Origin of the sequence: Paracoccus jeotgali (genome assembly GCF_002865605.1) — a bacterium.
GTDB classification, from domain to species: domain Bacteria; phylum Pseudomonadota; class Alphaproteobacteria; order Rhodobacterales; family Rhodobacteraceae; genus Paracoccus; species Paracoccus jeotgali.
Genome location: NZ_CP025583.1, coordinates 1,566,933 through 1,583,151 on the forward strand (window position 1 = coordinate 1,566,933; position 16,219 = coordinate 1,583,151).

Below are 16,219 nucleotides of genomic sequence, written 5' to 3' on the forward strand. Positions count from 1 at the left end.
CGCCCGGCGCAAGGGGGGGTTACAGCGAAAACGATGTGCCGCAGCCGCAGGACGAGGCGGCGTTGGGGTTTTCGATGACAAAGCGCGCGCCGATCAACTCGTCGGCAAAGTCGATCACCGCGCCGGCCAGAAACGGCAGAGAGACCGGGTCTACCAGCACGCGCTGGCCCTGCCCTTCAAGGACCAGATCATCCTCGGCCGGGGCGTCCAGCTTGATTTCATATTGAAAGCCCGAGCAGCCGCCGCCCTCGACGGCGACGCGCAGCCCTTGCGGGGTTTCGGCGCCGTCATTGATCTCGGCCAGCCGGGCAAAGGCGCGTTCGGTGACGGATGGAGGCAGGTTCATGGGGCGTTCCCGTTTCACTAGGCTAGGTCGGAATATAGGCTCTGGTCGGTATCGCTGCAAGGAACCCGCATGACCGCGCCCTATGCCTGCCAGCCCGCCGACAGTCGCGGCCGGCTGTATGATGAAGACCTGTCCAGCTTTCGCAGCCCCTGGCAGCGGGACCGCGACCGGATCATCCATTCCAGTGCGTTCCGGCGGTTGAAGCACAAGACGCAGGTCTTTGTCGAGCAGGAAGGCGACGCCTATCGCGGCGATTACTTCCGCACCCGGCTGACCCACACCATCGAGGTGGCGCAGGTCGCGCGCACCGTCGCGGGCGCGCTTGGCCTGAACACCGACCTGGCCGAGGCGGTGGCGCTGGCCCACGACCTCGGCCACCCGCCCTTCGGCCACACCGGCGAGGATGCGCTGGCCGCGTTGATGCAGCCCTTCGGCGGCTTCGACCACAACGCGCAGGCGCTGCGGATCGTGACCCGGCTGGAGCGGCATTACGCCGGCTTTGACGGGCTGAACCTGACATGGGAGACGCTGGAAGGCATCGCCAAGCATAACGGCCCGGTCGCCCCGCCCTATCCCTATGCGCTGGAACAGGTGAACGCGGCCTGGGATCTGGAGCTTTCGACCCATGCCAGCGCCGAGGCGCAGGTCGCTGCCGTGGCCGACGACATCGCCTATAACCACCACGATCTGCATGACGGTCTGCGCGCCGGCCTGTTCACCGAGGATGATCTGGCGCAACTGCCGATCATCGGCCCGGCCTTTGCGCAGGTGGACCACAGGCACCCCGGCCTCGACCCCGACCGCCGCCGTCACGAGGCGCTGCGCCGCGTTTTCGGCGTCATGGTCGAGGATGTGATCGCGGTGGCGAACGACCGGCTGGCCCGGCTGAACCCTGCCTCGGTCGACGATATCCGCGCGGCGCAGGGCGCGGTCATCAGCTTTTCGCCCCCGCTGCATCAGGGGCTGCGCGAGATCAAGACCTTCCTGTTCAAGCGCATGTATCGCGCCCCGTCCGTCGTGGTCGAGCGGCGGCTGGTGACGGCCATGCTGAACGAGCTGTTTCCGCTGTTTCTCGCCCGGCCCGAGGCGCTGCCCGGCCATTGGCAGACCGACGCCGCCGCCGCCCCGATGCAGGAACGCGCCCGGATCGTGCTCGATTACGTCGCCGGCATGACCGACCGCTATGCGATGGCGGAATGGGAGCGGCTTTGCAATTCTGCCGCGCCCACGGGCTAGCGCAGAAAGATCAGCGCCATGCCGACCACCGCGATCAGCGCCCCCAGCCAGCTTGTCAGGCTGGGCCGGGCGCGGGTCACGACCCACAGCCCCGGCAGGATGAAGACCGGCGACAGCGCCGACAGGGTCGAGACGATGCCGACCTTGCCGCCCTGCAGGGCGAACAGCATCAGCGACATGCCGACGACCATGGCGACGATGCCGCTGGTTGCCAGCAGCAGAAACACCGGCCATGTCATCGGGTTCTTCTTGCGCACCTGATCCAGCGGCAGCGCCATCAGCGCGGCCAGACAGGCAAAGGCGGTGGCGACGCGGATCAGGCTGCCGGTAAAGGGGTCCATGCCCCCTTCCATCACCGGCCGCGCGATCAGCGAGCCGACCGCCTGCCCCAAGGCCGCCAGCAGCCCCGCGCCGACCGCGATCCACAGCGCGCCCTGCACCCGTTCGAAGGCGTGGGTGCCGCTGCGGCCGGGGCGGCCCATCACCGCCACGCCCACGCCCAGACTGCACAGGCCGACGCCGGCCCAGCCAAGCGGCAGCAGCGTCTCGCCCAGAAACACCTGCCCCAGCACCGCAGCCATCGGCGCGTTCAGCGCGAACACCGCCCCGGTCCGCCGCGGCCCCATCCGGTCGAGCGCGGCGAACAGCAGCGTGTCGCCCAGAAAGATCCCGACCAGACCCGAGGCGAAAAGCTGCGCCACCTGCGCCGGTGTCGTCCCGTGCCACAGCCCGCCCAGCCCCACGATCAGCGCCAGCACCAGCGTCACGAAGCCCTGCCGATACATGTTGAAGCGATAGGCGCCCAGATGCGACACCGCCGGCATCGCCATCAGCCCGGTGACCGCCCAACAGATCGCCGACCCGATCGCGGCCAGTTCATAGATCGGCAAAACCATGTCCGCGCTTTCCGCATCGACGCTGTGATATGAACCCATCCGCCTGTCATGCGTTGGGTGTGCTGAGCAGATACAGGAGGCTTTGATGATTACCAAGAGCGGTTCCGCACAGTGGCAAGGTGGGCTGAAGGACGGAAAAGGCTCGGTTTCTTCGGAATCCGGCGCGTTGTCCGAACAGCCCTATGGCTTCAACACCCGCTTCGAGGGCAAGCCCGGCACCAACCCCGAGGAATTGATCGGCGCGGCCCATGCGGCGTGCTTCTCGATGGCGCTGTCCAAGGCGCTGGAAGAGGCCGGCGTCACCGATGTCAGCGTCAAGACCACGTCAAAGATCAGCATGGACAAGGACGGCGAGGGCTTCTCGATCACCAAGGCCGCGCTGACCTCGACCGTCAGCGGTAATGGCGACCGCGACACCATTCAGCAGGCCGCAGACGGCGCCAAGGTCGGCTGCCCGGTCTCGAAGCTGCTGAAGGCCGAGATCACGCTGGATCTGACGATCTCGTAACGCGTCGCGCGACGGGACATTTCAAGGCCCGGCCTGTTCGTTCGGGCCGGGCCTTGCGTTTTGATCGGCTGGCTCAGTAGGCCGGCCCCGCGCTGCCCGCCGGCAAGGCGCCATAGGGCAGCCAGATCGTCTTCCACTGCACCGCCTGGTCCAGAAACGCCCGGCCCTGCGCATCCGCCGCCGACCAGTCGCGATTGGGCAGCGCCCAGACCGGCTTGAGGTTCCCGGCCGAGGCGGCCTCGACCGCATCACGCCCGGTCTCGCCGCAGAACCACATCGCCGCGACATCGTCATGCTGCGCCAGCGTCAGCGCCAGATCGCGGCGCGGGCCGGACACAATATTGACCACCCCGCCCGGCACGTCGGAACTGTCCATCACCTGCGCCAGATCGAAGGCCGCCACCGGGTCGTCCTGCGACGGCACCGCGACGACGCGGTTGCCCATCGCAATCGCGGGCGCGATCAGGCTGACAAAGCCGATCAGCGGCGCGTCATTCGGACAGACGATGCCCATGACCCCGAACGCTTCGGGCACGACATTGACCAGATGACCGGGCCGGGTCTGGACGTTCCAGCCGTCGAACTTGTCGGCCCAGGCGGCATAGTGGAACAGCCGCGCGATGGCCGCCTCGACCTGATCGGCGCCGTGGAGGCGGGACAGATCGCGTTGGCGCTGCGACAGGTTCTCGGCCAGGAAATACAGCACCTGCGCGCGGGCGGGACCGCCCATCGTGGTCCATTTCCCGGCCTTTTGCGCCGCCTCGACGGCGTTGCGGATGTCCTTGCGGTTCCCCAGCGGCACCAGATCGCCCGAGGCAGCGCGGTAACTCGCCCCGCCATCGGGCCGCTTCTGCGCGCCACCGATATAGAGCTTGATCGTGCGGTCGATCCCCGCTGCCTCGCTTGCCACGGGTGCCGCCTCGGCGTTTGGTTCAGGATCGGGCCGCGTCTCAACCGGCGGCGGGGCCAGATATTCGGCCAGCCCGACCCGCCCGCCCTCGCGCCCGAAGCCGCTTTCGCGCATGCCCCCAAAGGGGGCGGCGGAGTCAAACATGTTGGCGCCGTTGATCCAGACCACGCCCGAGCGGATCAGCGCCGCCAGATCGGTCGCGACCGTGGCACTTTCCGACCAGATCTGCGCCGCCAGGCCATAGCGGCTGTTATTGGCCAGGGCGACCGCCTCGTCCGCGGTGCGGAAGGTGGTCAGGGTGGCGATGGGGCCGAAGATTTCCGCCGACCACAGCGGGTTGGCGGGCGAGACGGCGCGCAGATAGCCGGGGTTGACGAAACACCCCTCGGCCGGGGGCGAACCGATCAGCTCTGCCCCGGCGGCGATCCCCTGATCCAGCAGCGACAGGATGCGATCCCGCTGCACCGGGTGCACGATGGCGCCGATATCGGTGGATTTGTCCAGCGGCGGACCGACCCGCAGCGTGGCCAGACGGCGCTGCAACAGATGCTCGAACCGCGGGGCCACGGCCTCGGCCACCAGCAGGCGTGACCCGGCGCAGCAGACCTGCCCCTGATTGAACCAGATCGAATCGACCACGCCCTCGACCGCGGCGTCGAGATCGGCGTCCTCCATCACCACAAAGGGCGATTTGCCGCCCAGTTCCAGCGTCAGCCGCTTGCCCGTCCCCGCCGTCGCCTGCCGGATCGCGCGTCCGACCTCGGTCGAGCCGGTGAAGGCGATCTTGTCCACCTCGGCCCGGACCAGCGCCGCCCCGGTCTCGCCATCGCCGGTCACGATGTTGACGACGCCCTTGGGCAGCCCGACCTGCTGGCAGATCTCGGCGAAGGCCAGCGCGGTCAGCGAGGTATATTCGGCCGGTTTCAGCACCACCGTATTGCCCGCCGCAATGGCCGGCGCGATCTTCCAGGACAGCATCAGCAGCGGGAAGTTCCACGGGATGATCTGCCCGGCCACGCCCAATGCCTGCTGGCCGGGGAATTCATCGGCCATGATCTCGGCCCAGCCGGCGTGGTGGTAGAAGTGGCGCACCGCCAGCGGGATGTCGATGTCGCGCGATTCGCGAATCGGCTTGCCGTTGTCCAGCGTCTCCAGCACCGACAGAAAGCGCTCGCGCTTCTGGATCGTCCGGGCGATGGCATAAAGGAACCGCGCCCGGCCATGACCGCCCAGCCCCTGCCAGCCGGGTTGAGCCGCGCGGGCGGCGGCCACGGCGGCGGCGATGTCGTCTGCCGTTCCTTGCGTCACCTGCGCCAGCAGATCGCCGCTCGCGGGGTCGCGGCTGTCGAAGAGGTCGCCGGCTTCGGTGAAGCCGCCGTCGATGAAATGCCCGCGTGCCGGCGTCGCGGCCAGCCAGTCCCGCACCGCGCTGCTGTCTTCGACCGAGGGGCCGTATTCCATGCTTTCCATGATCTCGCTCACACTCGGCATGTCATCCTCAGGCCATGGTCAATCGGTGGGCGGCCGCATAGCGGCCAGTGACGTGGTGGCTGATCTGGCGTTCCAGATCGCCCAGCAAAGAGCTGGCGCCGATGCGGAACCGCGCGGGCCGCAGCCAGTCGCGGCCCAGCTCCTCGCGCATCAGCACCTGCCAGGCGATCGCGTCCTTGGCGGTCTTCAGCCCGCCCGCCGGCTTGAAGCCGACCGCGATCCCGGTGCGGTCGTGGTGGTCGCGGATGGCGCGGCACATGACCAGACTGACGGTTAGCGTCGCATTCACCCCTTCCTTGCCGGTCGAGGTCTTGATCCAGTCCGCGCCGGCCTGCATCGCCACATGGCTGGCCCGCGCCACGTTTTCCAGCGACTTCAGATCGCCGGTGGCAAGGATCGCCTTCATCCGCGCCGGACCGCAGGCCTGCCGCATGGCGCGCAATTCGTCATAAAGCGCGGGCCAGTCGGCTTGCAGCACATGGGCGCGGGTGATGACGATGTCGATCTCGTCGGCGCCCTGGTCGCGGGCGTATTCGATCTCGGCCAGCCGCAGGTTCAGGGGCATCAGCCCGGCCGGAAAGCCGGTGGCGACGCTGGCCACGGGGATGTCGGTGCCGCGCAGCGCCCGCTTGGCCGCCGCGACCATGGTGGGATAGACGCAGACCGCGCCGGTGGTCAGCCCCGACACCCCCATCGCGTCCAGCAGATCGGGCGCGATGGGCTGGCGCGCCTTGGCGCACAGCCGGGCGACGCGATCCTCGGTATCGTCGCCCGACAGCGTCGTCAGGTCCATGCAGCGCACCGCGTTCAAAAGCCACGCCGCCTGCCACTCTTTCTTGAGCGAGCGGCGGCTGGGCAGACTGGCGGCGCGACGCTCGACCGCCGGGGTATTGATGCGGATGGTGTCGAACCAGTCGGTCTGCAGTTCCGTGCCGGAATTGCGGGGCGCGTCATCGGTCATGGCATGTCCTTGCGGGCGAGGCTGGGGCGGCCGCGATCAGGGCCGCGTGCTGCGCTTCCAGGTGTCGAGCCAGCCGGTGAAGCCGGGCTGCGGGGCGGGCTGAGGGGCGGGCTGGGGCGGCGGCGGGGCGGGCGCAGGTTCACGCGCCGCGGCGGGTGGTGACGCGGGCGGCGGAACAGGGGCGGCCTCGCGGCTGCGGCGGCCGCCAAAGCGGCGGCGGAACGGCAGCAGGCTGCGCTCGCGGAACTGGTTCCACATCCGCCAGATCAGCGCCAGCAGCAGGCCCAGGATCGTCAGCACCAGCGCCGCGGGCCAGTTCAGCGGGTGGACGTCCGGCCCCGCCACCGGCCGCACCGAGATCGCGTTCGGATAGATTGAGAACAGCGGGATCCGCCACCCGTAAGAGGTGATGCTGACCCATTGCGGATCGGCCGAGGTCGAGCGCAGATTGGTCATCTCGGCATGCAGGTTCGAGCTGTCATATTTGAAATAAGGCGGCCAGATCAGCCCGGTATCCTCGTTGCGATAGACGAAGACCTTGCCGTTCGGGCGCACCGTCTCGACAAAGCGGACATCGCGCTGGCCGGACGAATTCTCGATCGTGCCGGTCTTTTCCGAGGCGTAGAAGATCGAGTTGGCCCCGATCTCGGTCAACCGGTTCAGCGTGTTCGACACCCGGACCGTGTTCTTGCTGGGCAGGGCATAGTCGAGGAACAGAAACACCGCGACCCCCAGGATCACCCCCAAGGCCACCTTGACGTAATGCATGCGCGTCTCTCCTGATTGCCGGCGTGTCGTCATTGCACATTAACCACCCAGGCGATGACCACAATCGCCACCGTGGGCAGAATGAAGACCAGCCCCACCAGCCGGGCGCGCATGGTCTTCTGAAACCCCTGCATCGCGCGGCGCACAAAGACGCGCCGTTCGGGGCTGTCGCCGCTGCGGTCGGGGTGGCGGCGGTCCCATTCCTCTTCCAGCGATTCGCGGCGGGTCGAGCGCAGATAGATCGTCAGCAGCAGATAGAAGATCGCCTCGATGAAGAAGAGAATCAGCATCAGCCGCAGAAAGACCATCTTTCATCTCCAGTGACGCCGCGCCCGACATGGCCGGTCTTGCCACCTGACCGGGATGGGCGGGCAATGTCCAGCCGCACGCGGCAGATGGCGCTGCGGCGGGACGGCTGGACAGCCCGCCCCGCCCGCGCCAATGTGCCTGACATGAAAGCCCTTTCCGACGCCATCGGCGCCCGCCGCGACGATCTGATCCGCCTGACCCAGGACCTGATCCGCATCCCGACCCTGAACCCGCCGGGCCAGCATTATCACGACATCTGCGCCTTTCTCGAGGCGCGGCTGGCGCCCGGTGGGTGGGACTGCGAAATGGTCCGGGCCAAGGGCACGCCGGGCGATTGCGCGGCCTATCCGCGCTGGAACCTGATCGCGCGGCGCCGCGGCACCCGGCCCGGCGACTGCGTGCATTTCAACTCTCATCACGACGTGGTCGAGGTGGGCGCGGGCTGGACACGCGATCCCTTTGGCGGCGAACATGACGTGGCGCAGGACCGGATCTATGGGCGCGGGTCGTGCGACATGAAGGGGGGCCTGGCGGCCTCGATCATCGCCGCCGAGGCCTTCGTCGCGACCTGCCCCGATTTCGCCGGCCGGATCGAGATTTCGGCCACCGCCGACGAGGAATCGGGCGGCTTCGGCGGCGTGGCCTATCTGGCCGAGCGCGGCGATTTCGCCGATGTGCAGCACGTCATCATCCCCGAACCGCTGCACAAGGACCGCATCTGTCTGGGCCATCGCGGCGTCTGGTGGGCCGAGATCGAGACCCATGGCCGCATCGCCCACGGCTCGATGCCGTTTCTGGGCGACAGCGCCATCCGCCACATGGGCGCGGTGCTGGACGAGATGGAGCGGACGCTGTGGCCGCTGCTGGCCGGTCGCCACACCGAGATGCCGGTGATCCCCGAAGGCGCGCGGGCCTCGACCCTGAACGTCAACTCGATCCACGGTGGAGAGCCGGATCTGGGGCCAGAATTCACCGGCCTGCCCGCCCCCTGCGTGGCCGACCGCTGCCGCATCACCATCGACCGCCGCTTTCTGGTCGAGGAAGACCCCGCCGAGGTCAAGCGCGAGATCGCCGCCCTGATGGAGCGTGTCCGCGAGCGCCGCCCCGGCTTCCGCTACGAGATCCGCGACCTGTTCGAGGTCGCGCCCTCGATGACCGAACGCGACGCGCCCGTGGTCCGCACCACCGCCGCCGCGATCGAGCGGGTTCTGGGCCGGCAGGCCGGCTACGTCGTCAGCCCCGGCACATATGACCAGAAGCATATCGACCGCATCGGCAAGCTGAAGAACTGCATCGCCTATGGGCCGGGGGTGCTGGAAATGGCCCATCAGCCGGATGAATGGATCGGCGTCACCGACATGATCGATTCGGCCCGGGTGATGGCGCTGGTGCTGAACGATCTGCTGGGACAGCCGGGCGAGAGCGGTCGGCCTTAGCCCCAGATCGCCGGCACGACGTGGTCGCGGGTCAGGGGTGCGAGGACGAATTCCTGCAACTCGCCCGAGCGGAACCAGCGCGCCTCGGCGATGCAGGCATCGGCCGAAAAATGATCGTCGATATCGACGCGGTAAAGCTCGGCGAACAGCCGCGCTTCGTCGCTGTCGGGGGCGCGCGTCTCGACCCGGCCCAGAAAGCGCGGGCCGGGCTCGGGCGGGGTCAGGCCCAGCATCTCGGCCAGCGCCCGGCACAGCGCGACCAGCGGCGCCTCGCCATCCTTCAGCAGGCAGCCCGGTTGGTCAAAAGCGTGGTCGCCCTGATGGCGCAACAACAAGGTCGCCCCATCGGGACGCATCACGACCGCAGCGGCGATATGAACATCCATGATCTTGCCCCGGCGTCAGCCTGCACGATCAAATCGTGCCAGCCGCGCGGCAAAAGCGCAATATTCCACCCGCACCCGCCTGCCGGAATCTTTCCGCAGGCCAGAATCCGCCGATCCCTCCGCGCGCGCAGGCATCTTTTCCAGCCCCGTCTTTCGTGCCAGGATTGCATCACGGGCCGCCACAAGGCCGGAACAGGGGACAGGTCATGGCGCAGCGCCTTTCGCTTTCGGCGATCATCATCGTTCTGCTGGCCGGGCTCGCCAGCCTCTATTTCGCCTTTGCCGCCGTTCAGGGGCCGTCCGGGCTGATGCGGCGTATCCAGTTGCAGGCGGAAACGCAGGAACTGATCGAACAGCGCGACGAGCTGCAGGCCGAGGTCGACCGCATGAAGAACCTGACCCGGCGGCTGTCCGACGACTATCTGGATCTGGACCTTCTGGACGAACGCGCGCGCGAGGTTCTGGGCCTGATCCGCCCCGACGAAGTCATCATCCGCTAGCGTTCAGATCGCAGATTGCAGCCCCTGCGACGATGCGTTACGGATAGTTTAACGCTGAACTATCTCGCCAGCTCGCAGGAGGAACCCGCATGGCCAGGAAACCCGCAGCCAAAACTCCCGATGAAAAAGCGGACGACACGCCGCAGGACGCGCCCGCAAACCGGTCCAACGTCTCTCGCGACGAGTTGCTGAACTACTACCGGGACATGCTGCTGATCCGCCGATTCGAGGAAAAGGCCGGGCAGCTTTACGGGATGGGCCTGATCGGCGGTTTCTGTCACCTGTATATCGGGCAAGAGGCCGTCGTCGTCGGTCTGGAAGCGGCGGCCGAGGAAGGCGACAAGCGCATCACCTCGTATCGCGACCACGGCCACATGCTGGCCTGCGGCATGGACCCCGGCGGCGTCATGGCCGAACTGACCGGGCGCGAGGGCGGGCTGTCCAAGGGCAAGGGCGGCTCGATGCACATGTTCTCGAAAGAGAAGCATTTCTACGGCGGTCACGGCATCGTCGGCGCGCAGGTGCCGCTTGGCGCCGGGCTGGCATTTGCCGACAAGTATCTGGGCAATGGCCGCGTCACCTTCACCTATTTCGGCGACGGTGCGGCCAACCAGGGTCAGGTCTATGAGACCTATAACATGGCGGAACTGTGGTCGCTGCCGGTGATCTTCGTGATCGAGAACAACGGCTATGCCATGGGCACCAGCATGAAACGCTCGACCAAGTCCACGACGCTTTACGGACGCGGCGAGGCGTTCGGGATCAAGGGCGAGCAGGTCGACGGCATGGACGTGCTGGCGGTCAAGGAGGCCGGCGAGCGCGCCGTCGCCCACTGCCGCGCCGGCAACGGCCCCTATATCCTCGAAGTCATGACCTATCGCTATCGCGGCCACTCGATGTCCGACCCGGCCAAGTATCGCACCCGCGAAGAGGTCCAGAAGATGCGCGAGGAACGCGACGCCATCGAACATGTCCGCGAGCTGCTGCTGCAAGGCAAGCACGCATCCGAAGAGGATCTGAAGGCCATCGACAAGGAAACCAAGGACATAGTCAACAAGGCCGCCGATTTCGCCAAGGAAAGCCCCGAGCCGCCCCTGGAAGAGCTGTGGACCGATATCTACGCCGAAGACATGGCGCCGCAGGAAGCCTGAGGGAGGGAACAGACATGGCAACCGAAATCCTGATGCCCGCATTGTCCCCGACCATGGAGGAAGGGACGCTCGCGAAATGGCTGAAAAAGGAAGGCGACAGCGTCGCCGCCGGCGACATCATCGCCGAGATTGAAACCGACAAGGCCACGATGGAATTCGAGGCGGTCGACGAAGGCATCCTCGGCAAGATCCTGATCGAGGAAGGCACCCAGGGCGTCGCCGTCAACACCCCGATCGCGGTGATGCTGGACGAGGGCGAAAGCATGGACGATGTCCATCTTTCCTCGGGCGACAAGAAACAAGACGACGCACCCGCGCCGCAGCAGACCGAAGACACCCCGCCTACCACCTCGGCCGTGGCCGAGCGCAAGACGCCGCAGCCCGACACCTCGCCCGACTGGCCCGAAGGCACGGCGATGAAGACCATGACCGTGCGCGAGGCCCTGCGCGAGGCGATGGCCGAGGAAATGCGCCGCGACGACACCGTGTTCCTGATGGGCGAGGAAGTCGGCGAATATCAGGGCGCCTACAAGATCTCGCAGGGGTTGCTGGACGAATTCGGCCCCAAGCGCGTCGTGGACACCCCAATTTCCGAGCATGGCTTCGCCGGCATCGGCGTCGGCGCGGCCTTTGGCGGCCTGCGTCCGATTGTCGAGTTCATGACCTTCAACTTTGCCATGCAGGCGATGGACCAGATCGTCAACTCGGCCGCCAAGACGTTGTATATGTCGGGCGGACAGATGGGCGCGCCGATGGTGTTCCGTGGCCCGAACGGCGCGGCCGCCCGCGTCGCGGCCCAGCACAGCCAGGATTACGCGGCATGGTTCGCGGCGATCCCGGGCCTCAAGGTGGTGATGCCCTATTCGGCGGCGGACGCCAAAGGGCTGCTCAAGACCGCGATCCGCGATCCGAACCCGATCATCTTCCTTGAAAACGAGATCCTCTATGGCCGCAGCTTCGAGGTGCCGGATCTCGAGGATTTCACCATCCCCTTTGGCAAGGCGCGCATCGCGCGCCAGGGCAAGGACGTGACCATCGTCAGTTTCGGCATCGGCATGGCCCATGCGCTGGAAGCTGCCGACAAGCTGGCGCAGGACGGGATCGAGGCCGAGGTCATCGACCTGCGCACCCTGCGGCCCATCGACTATGACGCGATCATCGCCTCGGTCCAGAAGACCAACCGCATGGTCACGGTCGAGGAAGGCTTCCCGGTCGGGTCCATCGGAAACCATCTTTCCGCCTATGTGATGGAACATTCCTTCGACTATCTCGATGCGCCGGTCCTGAACTGCACCGGCAAGGACGTGCCCATGCCCTATGCGGCGAATCTGGAAAAGCTGGCGCTCATCACCCCCGACGAGGTCGTCGAGGCGGTGAAGAAAGTCACCTACAAATAAGGAGAGAGCGAGATGCCAACGGAAATCCTGATGCCCGCGCTTTCTCCGACGATGGAGGAAGGCACGCTGGCCAAATGGCTGGTGAAAGAGGGCGACACCGTCAGCAGCGGCGACATCATCGCCGAGATCGAGACCGACAAGGCCACGATGGAATTCGAGGCCGTCGATGAAGGCACCATCGGCAAGATCCTGATCGAGGAAGGCACCTCGGGCGTGCCGGTCAACACGCCCATCGCCGTGCTGCTGGAAGAAGGCGAAAGCGCCGACGACATCGACAGCGCCGCCCCGGCCCCTGCGGCCAAGGACGGCCAGCCCGCATCGGGCGATCAGGCCAAGCCTGCCGAACAGGCCGCGCCCGCATCGGACGGCAAATCGTCAAGCCCCCTGCCCGAGGCCAAGGCCGGTGACGGCTCGCGCATCTTCGCCTCGCCGCTGGCGCGGCGCATCGCAGCCGACAAGGGTCTGGATCTGGCGGCGATCAAGGGCAGCGGCCCGCATGGCCGCATCGTCAAGGCCGATGTGGAAGACGCCAAGCCCGGCGCCAAGCCTGCCGCCGCAGCCGCCGCGGAACCTGCCAAGCCCGCCGCGGCTGCACCGGCCGCGCCCGCCTCGCCCTCGGCCGAGACGATCAAAAAGATCTATGCCGACCGCGAGACGGTCGAGGTCACGCTGGACGGCATGCGCCGCACCATCGCGGCGCGACTGGGCGAGGCCAAGCAGACCATCCCGCATTTCTACCTGCGCCGCAGCGCCAAGCTGGACGCGCTGATGGCGTTCCGCGCGACACTGAACAAGCAGCTCGAGGCGCGCGGGATCAAGCTGTCGGTCAACGACTTCATCATCAAGGCCAGCGCGCTGGCCCTGCAAGAGGTGCCCGAGGCCAATGCCGTCTGGGCCGGCGACCGCATCCTGCAACTGAAGCCGTCGGATGTGGCCGTGGCCGTCGCCATCGAAGGCGGTCTGTTCACCCCGGTCCTGAAGGACGCGCAGCAAAAGACGCTGTCCACGCTGTCGGCCGAGATGAAGGACCTGGCCGCCCGCGCCAAGACCCGCAAGCTGGCGCCGCATGAATATCAGGGCGGCAGCTTTGCCATCTCGAACCTCGGCATGTTCGGGATCGAGAACTTCGACGCGGTCATCAACCCCCCCCACGGCGCGATCCTCGCCGTCGGCGCCGGTATCCCGACGCCGGTGGTGGAAGACGGCGAGGTCGTGATCCGCAACGTGATGTCGATGACGCTGTCGGTCGACCACCGTGTGATCGACGGCGCCCTGGGCGCACAACTGCTCGAACGCATCGTCGCGCATCTGGAAAACCCGATGGGGATGCTCGCCTGAACGCGGAAACAGTCTGAAGAAGGGGCGGGGTTTTCCCGCCCTTTTTTCATGGCGCAGTCGGCAGAGGCTGACGAGTCGGTAACTCGGCCGCCATCAGCGCCCCGGTGCCGCGCTTTAACCGTAAACCAAGACGTGGCGTGTCCAGCCGACAGTCCTCAGAAAGCCGCTATCCGCGCTGACGATGCGTCTGGCAGGCAGGAAACCGTGCCTGCGCCTGCCTAGACCATCATCTCTTTCGTCGCGGTCAGCCGCAGTTCCGGGTGATCGCGGGTCACGCGGTCGATGTCCCATTGCAGGCGGGTCAGATAGACCAGATCGCCGTCGTGATCCGTTGCCATGTGCTGCTTGTTGACGTTGGCGAAGGCCTCGACCTTGTCCTGCGGGCCGGTCAGCCAGCGGGCCGAGGTGAATTGCGAGCCCTCGAAGCGGACCGGGATGCCGTATTCCAGCTCGATCCGGCTGGCCAGCACCTCGAATTGCAGCACGCCCACCACGCCCACGATGAAGCCAGAGCCGATCTGCGGCTTGAAGACCTTGGCCGCGCCCTCTTCGGCGAATTGCATCAGCGCCTTTTCCAGATGCTTGGCCTTCATCGGGTCGGTGGCGCGGACGCTTTGCAGCAGTTCCGGCGCAAAGCTGGGGATGCCGGTAAAGCGCAGCGCCTCGCCCTCGGTCAGGGCGTCGCCGATGCGCAGTTGGCCGTGGTTCGGGATGCCGATGATGTCGCCGGCCCATGCCTCTTCCGCCAGTTCGCGGTCGGCGGCCAGAAACAGCACCGGGTTCGAGATCGCCATCTGCTTGCGGCTGCGGACATGCAGCAGCTTCATCCCGCGTTCGAAATGCCCCGAGGCCATGCGAACGAAGGCCACCCGGTCGCGGTGCTTGGGGTCCATATTGGCCTGCACCTTGAAGACAAAGCCGGTCACGCGCGGCTCTTCCGGCGCGATCTGACGCTCGGCGGCGGTCTGGGGCTGCGGGGCGGGGCCGTATTCGGCCATGCCGTCCATCAGCTCGCGCACGCCGAAGCTGTTGATCGCGCTGCCGAACCAGATCGGGGTCAGATGCCCTTCCAGAAAGGACTGCCGGTCGAATTGCGGTAGCAGCTCGCGCGCCATCTCGATCTCCTCGCGCAGCTTTTCCAACTGGTGGGGCGGCACATGCTCGGCCAGCTTGGGATCGTCGATGCCAGAGATGCGGATGGTTTCCGCGACCCGGTTGCGGTCGGCGCGGTCCATGATCTCGAGCCGGTCGTGGATCAGGTCATAGGCGCCCAGAAAATCGCGTCCCATGCCGATGGGCCAGCTTGCCGGGGCCACGTCGATGGCCAGGTTTTCCTGGATCTCGTCGATGATCTCGAAGGTGTCGCGGCTTTCGCGGTCCATCTTGTTGCAGAAGGTCAGGATCGGCAGATCGCGCAGGCGGCAGACCTCGAACAGCTTGCGGGTCTGGCTTTCGACGCCCTTGGCCCCGTCGATGACCATGATCGCGGCATCGACGGCGGTGATGGTGCGATAGGTGTCCTCGGAAAAATCGCTGTGACCGGGGGTGTCGACCAGATTGAAGCGGAACTTGCCGTAATCGAACGACATCGCCGAGGCCGAGACCGAGATGCCGCGCTCCTGCTCCATCTTCATGAAGTCGGAGCGCGTGCGCCGCGCCTCGCCCTTGGCGCGGACCTGCCCCGCCATCTGGATCGCACCGCCGAACAGCAGGAATTTCTCGGTCAGGGTGGTCTTGCCGGCGTCCGGGTGGCTGATGATGGCAAAGGTGCGGCGGCGGGCGATCTCGGCCGGCAGGTCGGGGCGGTTGGTCAGGGTCATGGTGGTCCTTTCAGCGCCCGTTGCCTTATCCTGCCTTGGCCGCGCCCGCAATGAAAAGGGGCGCGGCCCTTGCGGCCACGCCCATTGTCGATCGGTCGGGGTTGATACCGAACCGATTATTCCAGATGCGACTCGAGGAACCACAGATCCTTGTCCGCCTCGCGCGAGGCGGCGGTCAGCAGATCGGCGGTGGCGGCGTCGCCGGCCTCGTCGGTGGTGTCGATGTCCTTGCGGACCTTGCTGCCGTAATCGCGCAGCCGCTCGCACAGCGCGTTCAGATGATCCTCGACCTTGGTCAGATCGGTCGGATAGGGCTCGATGGTGGTGGCGTCCGCGACCTTTTCGACGGTGCCGACGGCGGTGCCGTCCAGAACCTGGATGCGTTCGGCCATGGTGTCGACGTGACCATCGACGCGGGCCTTCACCTCGTCAAGAAACTCGTGCACCGCGATGAAATTGCGGCCTTTCATGTTCCAATGCGCCTGCTTCAGCGCCATCGACAGCGACAGCGCGTCGCACAGCCGGGCCTGCAGGCACTCGATTGCGGTCTTGCGGGCGTTGTCTTTCAGTCCTTCGACGTTGACTGCCATGAAAATCTCCTTGTTTGATGGTGGGGGTTGCCCAGACAACGTATGTCCTGCCGGCAAGTTCCTGCCCCGGCGGGATTTGGGGAAAGCCGGGCTAGCGCCCTCATTTCATGGGCAGTTCCACCGGCGTCGGGAACGAAATGGGCCCGGCTCCTGTTGACTTCAGGCAGGCTTGACCG

The 16,219-nt window shown here is 66.6% G+C and carries 16 protein-coding genes; 7 read left to right on the top strand and 9 right to left on the bottom strand.

Annotated features, from left to right (window positions below):
* Positions 1-19 precede the first annotated feature (19 nt).
* Positions 20-346, bottom strand: coding sequence for a HesB/IscA family protein (locus CYR75_RS07620; protein ID WP_101499501.1), 327 nt, complete (start codon positions 344-346; stop codon positions 20-22).
* Between the two features lie 69 nt (positions 347-415).
* Between CYR75_RS07620 and CYR75_RS07625 the strand changes: the two genes are divergently transcribed.
* Positions 416-1,582: a deoxyguanosinetriphosphate triphosphohydrolase gene (locus tag CYR75_RS07625; RefSeq protein ID WP_101499502.1), complete on the top strand. Its 1,167-nt coding sequence runs from the start codon at positions 416-418 to the stop codon at positions 1,580-1,582.
* On the opposite strand, the gene CYR75_RS07630 is transcribed toward CYR75_RS07625, so the two are convergent.
* On the bottom strand, positions 1,579-2,517 hold the full coding sequence (locus CYR75_RS07630; RefSeq protein ID WP_225972638.1) for a DMT family transporter: 939 nt from the start codon (positions 2,515-2,517) through the stop codon (positions 1,579-1,581). The two genes, CYR75_RS07625 and CYR75_RS07630, sit on opposite strands and share 4 nt — an antisense overlap.
* 46 nt (positions 2,518-2,563) lie before the next feature.
* Between CYR75_RS07630 and CYR75_RS07635 the strand changes: the two genes are divergently transcribed.
* On the top strand, positions 2,564-2,986 hold the full coding sequence (locus CYR75_RS07635; RefSeq protein ID WP_318778981.1) for an OsmC family protein: 423 nt from the start codon (positions 2,564-2,566) through the stop codon (positions 2,984-2,986).
* Positions 2,987-3,059: 73 nt separating this feature from the next.
* Here CYR75_RS07635 and CYR75_RS07640 read toward each other — a convergent pair whose 3' ends face one another.
* Genes CYR75_RS07640 through CYR75_RS07655 form a run of 4 tightly spaced genes read right to left on the bottom strand, consistent with a single transcriptional unit; the run spans position 3,060 to position 7,406 of the window.
* Positions 3,060-5,387 (bottom strand): aldehyde dehydrogenase family protein, encoded by a 2,328-nt coding sequence (locus CYR75_RS07640; protein WP_101499504.1) that lies wholly within the window; start codon positions 5,385-5,387, stop codon positions 3,060-3,062.
* A gap of 7 nt (positions 5,388-5,394) precedes the next feature.
* Positions 5,395-6,348: a deoxyribose-phosphate aldolase gene (deoC, locus tag CYR75_RS07645; protein WP_101499505.1), complete on the bottom strand. Its 954-nt coding sequence runs from the start codon at positions 6,346-6,348 to the stop codon at positions 5,395-5,397.
* A gap of 36 nt (positions 6,349-6,384) precedes the next feature.
* Positions 6,385-7,116, bottom strand: a complete 732-nt coding sequence (locus CYR75_RS07650) for a DUF1523 family protein (RefSeq protein WP_101499506.1) — start codon at positions 7,114-7,116, stop codon at positions 6,385-6,387.
* 29 nt (positions 7,117-7,145) lie between these two features.
* Positions 7,146-7,406, bottom strand: a complete 261-nt coding sequence (locus CYR75_RS07655) for a hypothetical protein (protein ID WP_225972639.1) — start codon at positions 7,404-7,406, stop codon at positions 7,146-7,148.
* A 162-nt stretch (positions 7,407-7,568) separates the two neighbouring features.
* Here CYR75_RS07655 and CYR75_RS07660 point away from each other — a divergent pair, with 162 nt between their 5' ends.
* The gene (locus tag CYR75_RS07660; RefSeq protein WP_101500939.1) at positions 7,569-8,861 is read left to right on the top strand and encodes an acetylornithine deacetylase/succinyl-diaminopimelate desuccinylase family protein; all 1,293 of its coding nucleotides are present in this window, start codon (positions 7,569-7,571) and stop codon (positions 8,859-8,861) included.
* On the opposite strand, the gene CYR75_RS07665 is transcribed toward CYR75_RS07660, so the two are convergent.
* The gene (locus tag CYR75_RS07665) at positions 8,858-9,247 is read right to left on the bottom strand and encodes an NUDIX hydrolase (protein ID WP_101499508.1); all 390 of its coding nucleotides are present in this window, start codon (positions 9,245-9,247) and stop codon (positions 8,858-8,860) included. The two genes, CYR75_RS07660 and CYR75_RS07665, sit on opposite strands and share 4 nt — an antisense overlap.
* Before the next feature lie 206 nt (positions 9,248-9,453).
* Between CYR75_RS07665 and CYR75_RS07670 the strand changes: the two genes are divergently transcribed.
* The 4 genes from CYR75_RS07670 to CYR75_RS07685 all read left to right on the top strand — a co-directional run bounded on the left by CYR75_RS07670 (position 9,454) and on the right by CYR75_RS07685 (position 13,633).
* Complete coding sequence (locus tag CYR75_RS07670) at positions 9,454-9,747, top strand: FtsB family cell division protein (protein ID WP_101499509.1); 294 nt, start codon at positions 9,454-9,456, stop codon at positions 9,745-9,747.
* Positions 9,748-9,836: 89 nt separating this feature from the next.
* A complete protein-coding gene (gene pdhA / locus CYR75_RS07675) occupies positions 9,837-10,898 on the top strand; it encodes a pyruvate dehydrogenase (acetyl-transferring) E1 component subunit alpha (protein ID WP_101499510.1) in 1,062 nt (353 codons plus the stop codon).
* Between the two features lie 14 nt (positions 10,899-10,912).
* Entirely contained in the window at positions 10,913-12,295 is a 1,383-nt protein-coding gene (locus CYR75_RS07680) for a pyruvate dehydrogenase complex E1 component subunit beta (RefSeq protein WP_101499511.1), read from the top strand.
* Between the two features lie 12 nt (positions 12,296-12,307).
* Positions 12,308-13,633 (top strand): pyruvate dehydrogenase complex dihydrolipoamide acetyltransferase, encoded by a 1,326-nt coding sequence (locus tag CYR75_RS07685; protein WP_101499512.1) that lies wholly within the window; start codon positions 12,308-12,310, stop codon positions 13,631-13,633.
* A 218-nt stretch (positions 13,634-13,851) separates the two neighbouring features.
* Here the strand turns inward: CYR75_RS07685 and CYR75_RS07690 are convergent, their stop codons facing one another.
* Together CYR75_RS07690 and dps are read right to left on the bottom strand one after the other, a co-directional pair.
* Complete coding sequence (locus CYR75_RS07690) at positions 13,852-15,453, bottom strand: peptide chain release factor 3 (protein ID WP_101499513.1); 1,602 nt, start codon at positions 15,451-15,453, stop codon at positions 13,852-13,854.
* A 116-nt stretch (positions 15,454-15,569) separates the two neighbouring features.
* Positions 15,570-16,043: a DNA starvation/stationary phase protection protein Dps gene (dps, locus tag CYR75_RS07695; protein WP_101499514.1), complete on the bottom strand. Its 474-nt coding sequence runs from the start codon at positions 16,041-16,043 to the stop codon at positions 15,570-15,572.
* Positions 16,044-16,219 lie beyond the last annotated feature (176 nt).

What these genes read in the sequence shown, in the direction of transcription:
- CYR75_RS07620 (WP_101499501.1), bottom strand. Translation starts at nt 346, where the DNA reads ATGAACCTGCCTCCATCCGTCACCGAACGCGCCTTTGCCCGGCTGGCC.
- CYR75_RS07625 (WP_101499502.1), top strand. Translation starts at nt 416, where the DNA reads ATGACCGCGCCCTATGCCTGCCAGCCCGCCGACAGTCGCGGCCGGCTG.
- CYR75_RS07630 (WP_225972638.1), bottom strand. Translation starts at nt 2,517, where the DNA reads ATGGGTTCATATCACAGCGTCGATGCGGAAAGCGCGGACATGGTTTTG.
- CYR75_RS07635 (WP_318778981.1), top strand. Translation starts at nt 2,564, where the DNA reads ATGATTACCAAGAGCGGTTCCGCACAGTGGCAAGGTGGGCTGAAGGAC.
- CYR75_RS07640 (WP_101499504.1), bottom strand. Translation starts at nt 5,387, where the DNA reads ATGCCGAGTGTGAGCGAGATCATGGAAAGCATGGAATACGGCCCCTCG.
- deoC (WP_101499505.1), bottom strand. Translation starts at nt 6,348, where the DNA reads ATGACCGATGACGCGCCCCGCAATTCCGGCACGGAACTGCAGACCGAC.
- CYR75_RS07650 (WP_101499506.1), bottom strand. Translation starts at nt 7,116, where the DNA reads ATGCATTACGTCAAGGTGGCCTTGGGGGTGATCCTGGGGGTCGCGGTG.
- CYR75_RS07655 (WP_225972639.1), bottom strand. Translation starts at nt 7,406, where the DNA reads ATGCTGATTCTCTTCTTCATCGAGGCGATCTTCTATCTGCTGCTGACG.
- CYR75_RS07660 (WP_101500939.1), top strand. Translation starts at nt 7,569, where the DNA reads ATGAAAGCCCTTTCCGACGCCATCGGCGCCCGCCGCGACGATCTGATC.
- CYR75_RS07665 (WP_101499508.1), bottom strand. Translation starts at nt 9,247, where the DNA reads ATGGATGTTCATATCGCCGCTGCGGTCGTGATGCGTCCCGATGGGGCG.
- CYR75_RS07670 (WP_101499509.1), top strand. Translation starts at nt 9,454, where the DNA reads ATGGCGCAGCGCCTTTCGCTTTCGGCGATCATCATCGTTCTGCTGGCC.
- pdhA (WP_101499510.1), top strand. Translation starts at nt 9,837, where the DNA reads ATGGCCAGGAAACCCGCAGCCAAAACTCCCGATGAAAAAGCGGACGAC.
- CYR75_RS07680 (WP_101499511.1), top strand. Translation starts at nt 10,913, where the DNA reads ATGGCAACCGAAATCCTGATGCCCGCATTGTCCCCGACCATGGAGGAA.
- CYR75_RS07685 (WP_101499512.1), top strand. Translation starts at nt 12,308, where the DNA reads ATGCCAACGGAAATCCTGATGCCCGCGCTTTCTCCGACGATGGAGGAA.
- CYR75_RS07690 (WP_101499513.1), bottom strand. Translation starts at nt 15,453, where the DNA reads ATGACCCTGACCAACCGCCCCGACCTGCCGGCCGAGATCGCCCGCCGC.
- dps (WP_101499514.1), bottom strand. Translation starts at nt 16,043, where the DNA reads ATGGCAGTCAACGTCGAAGGACTGAAAGACAACGCCCGCAAGACCGCA.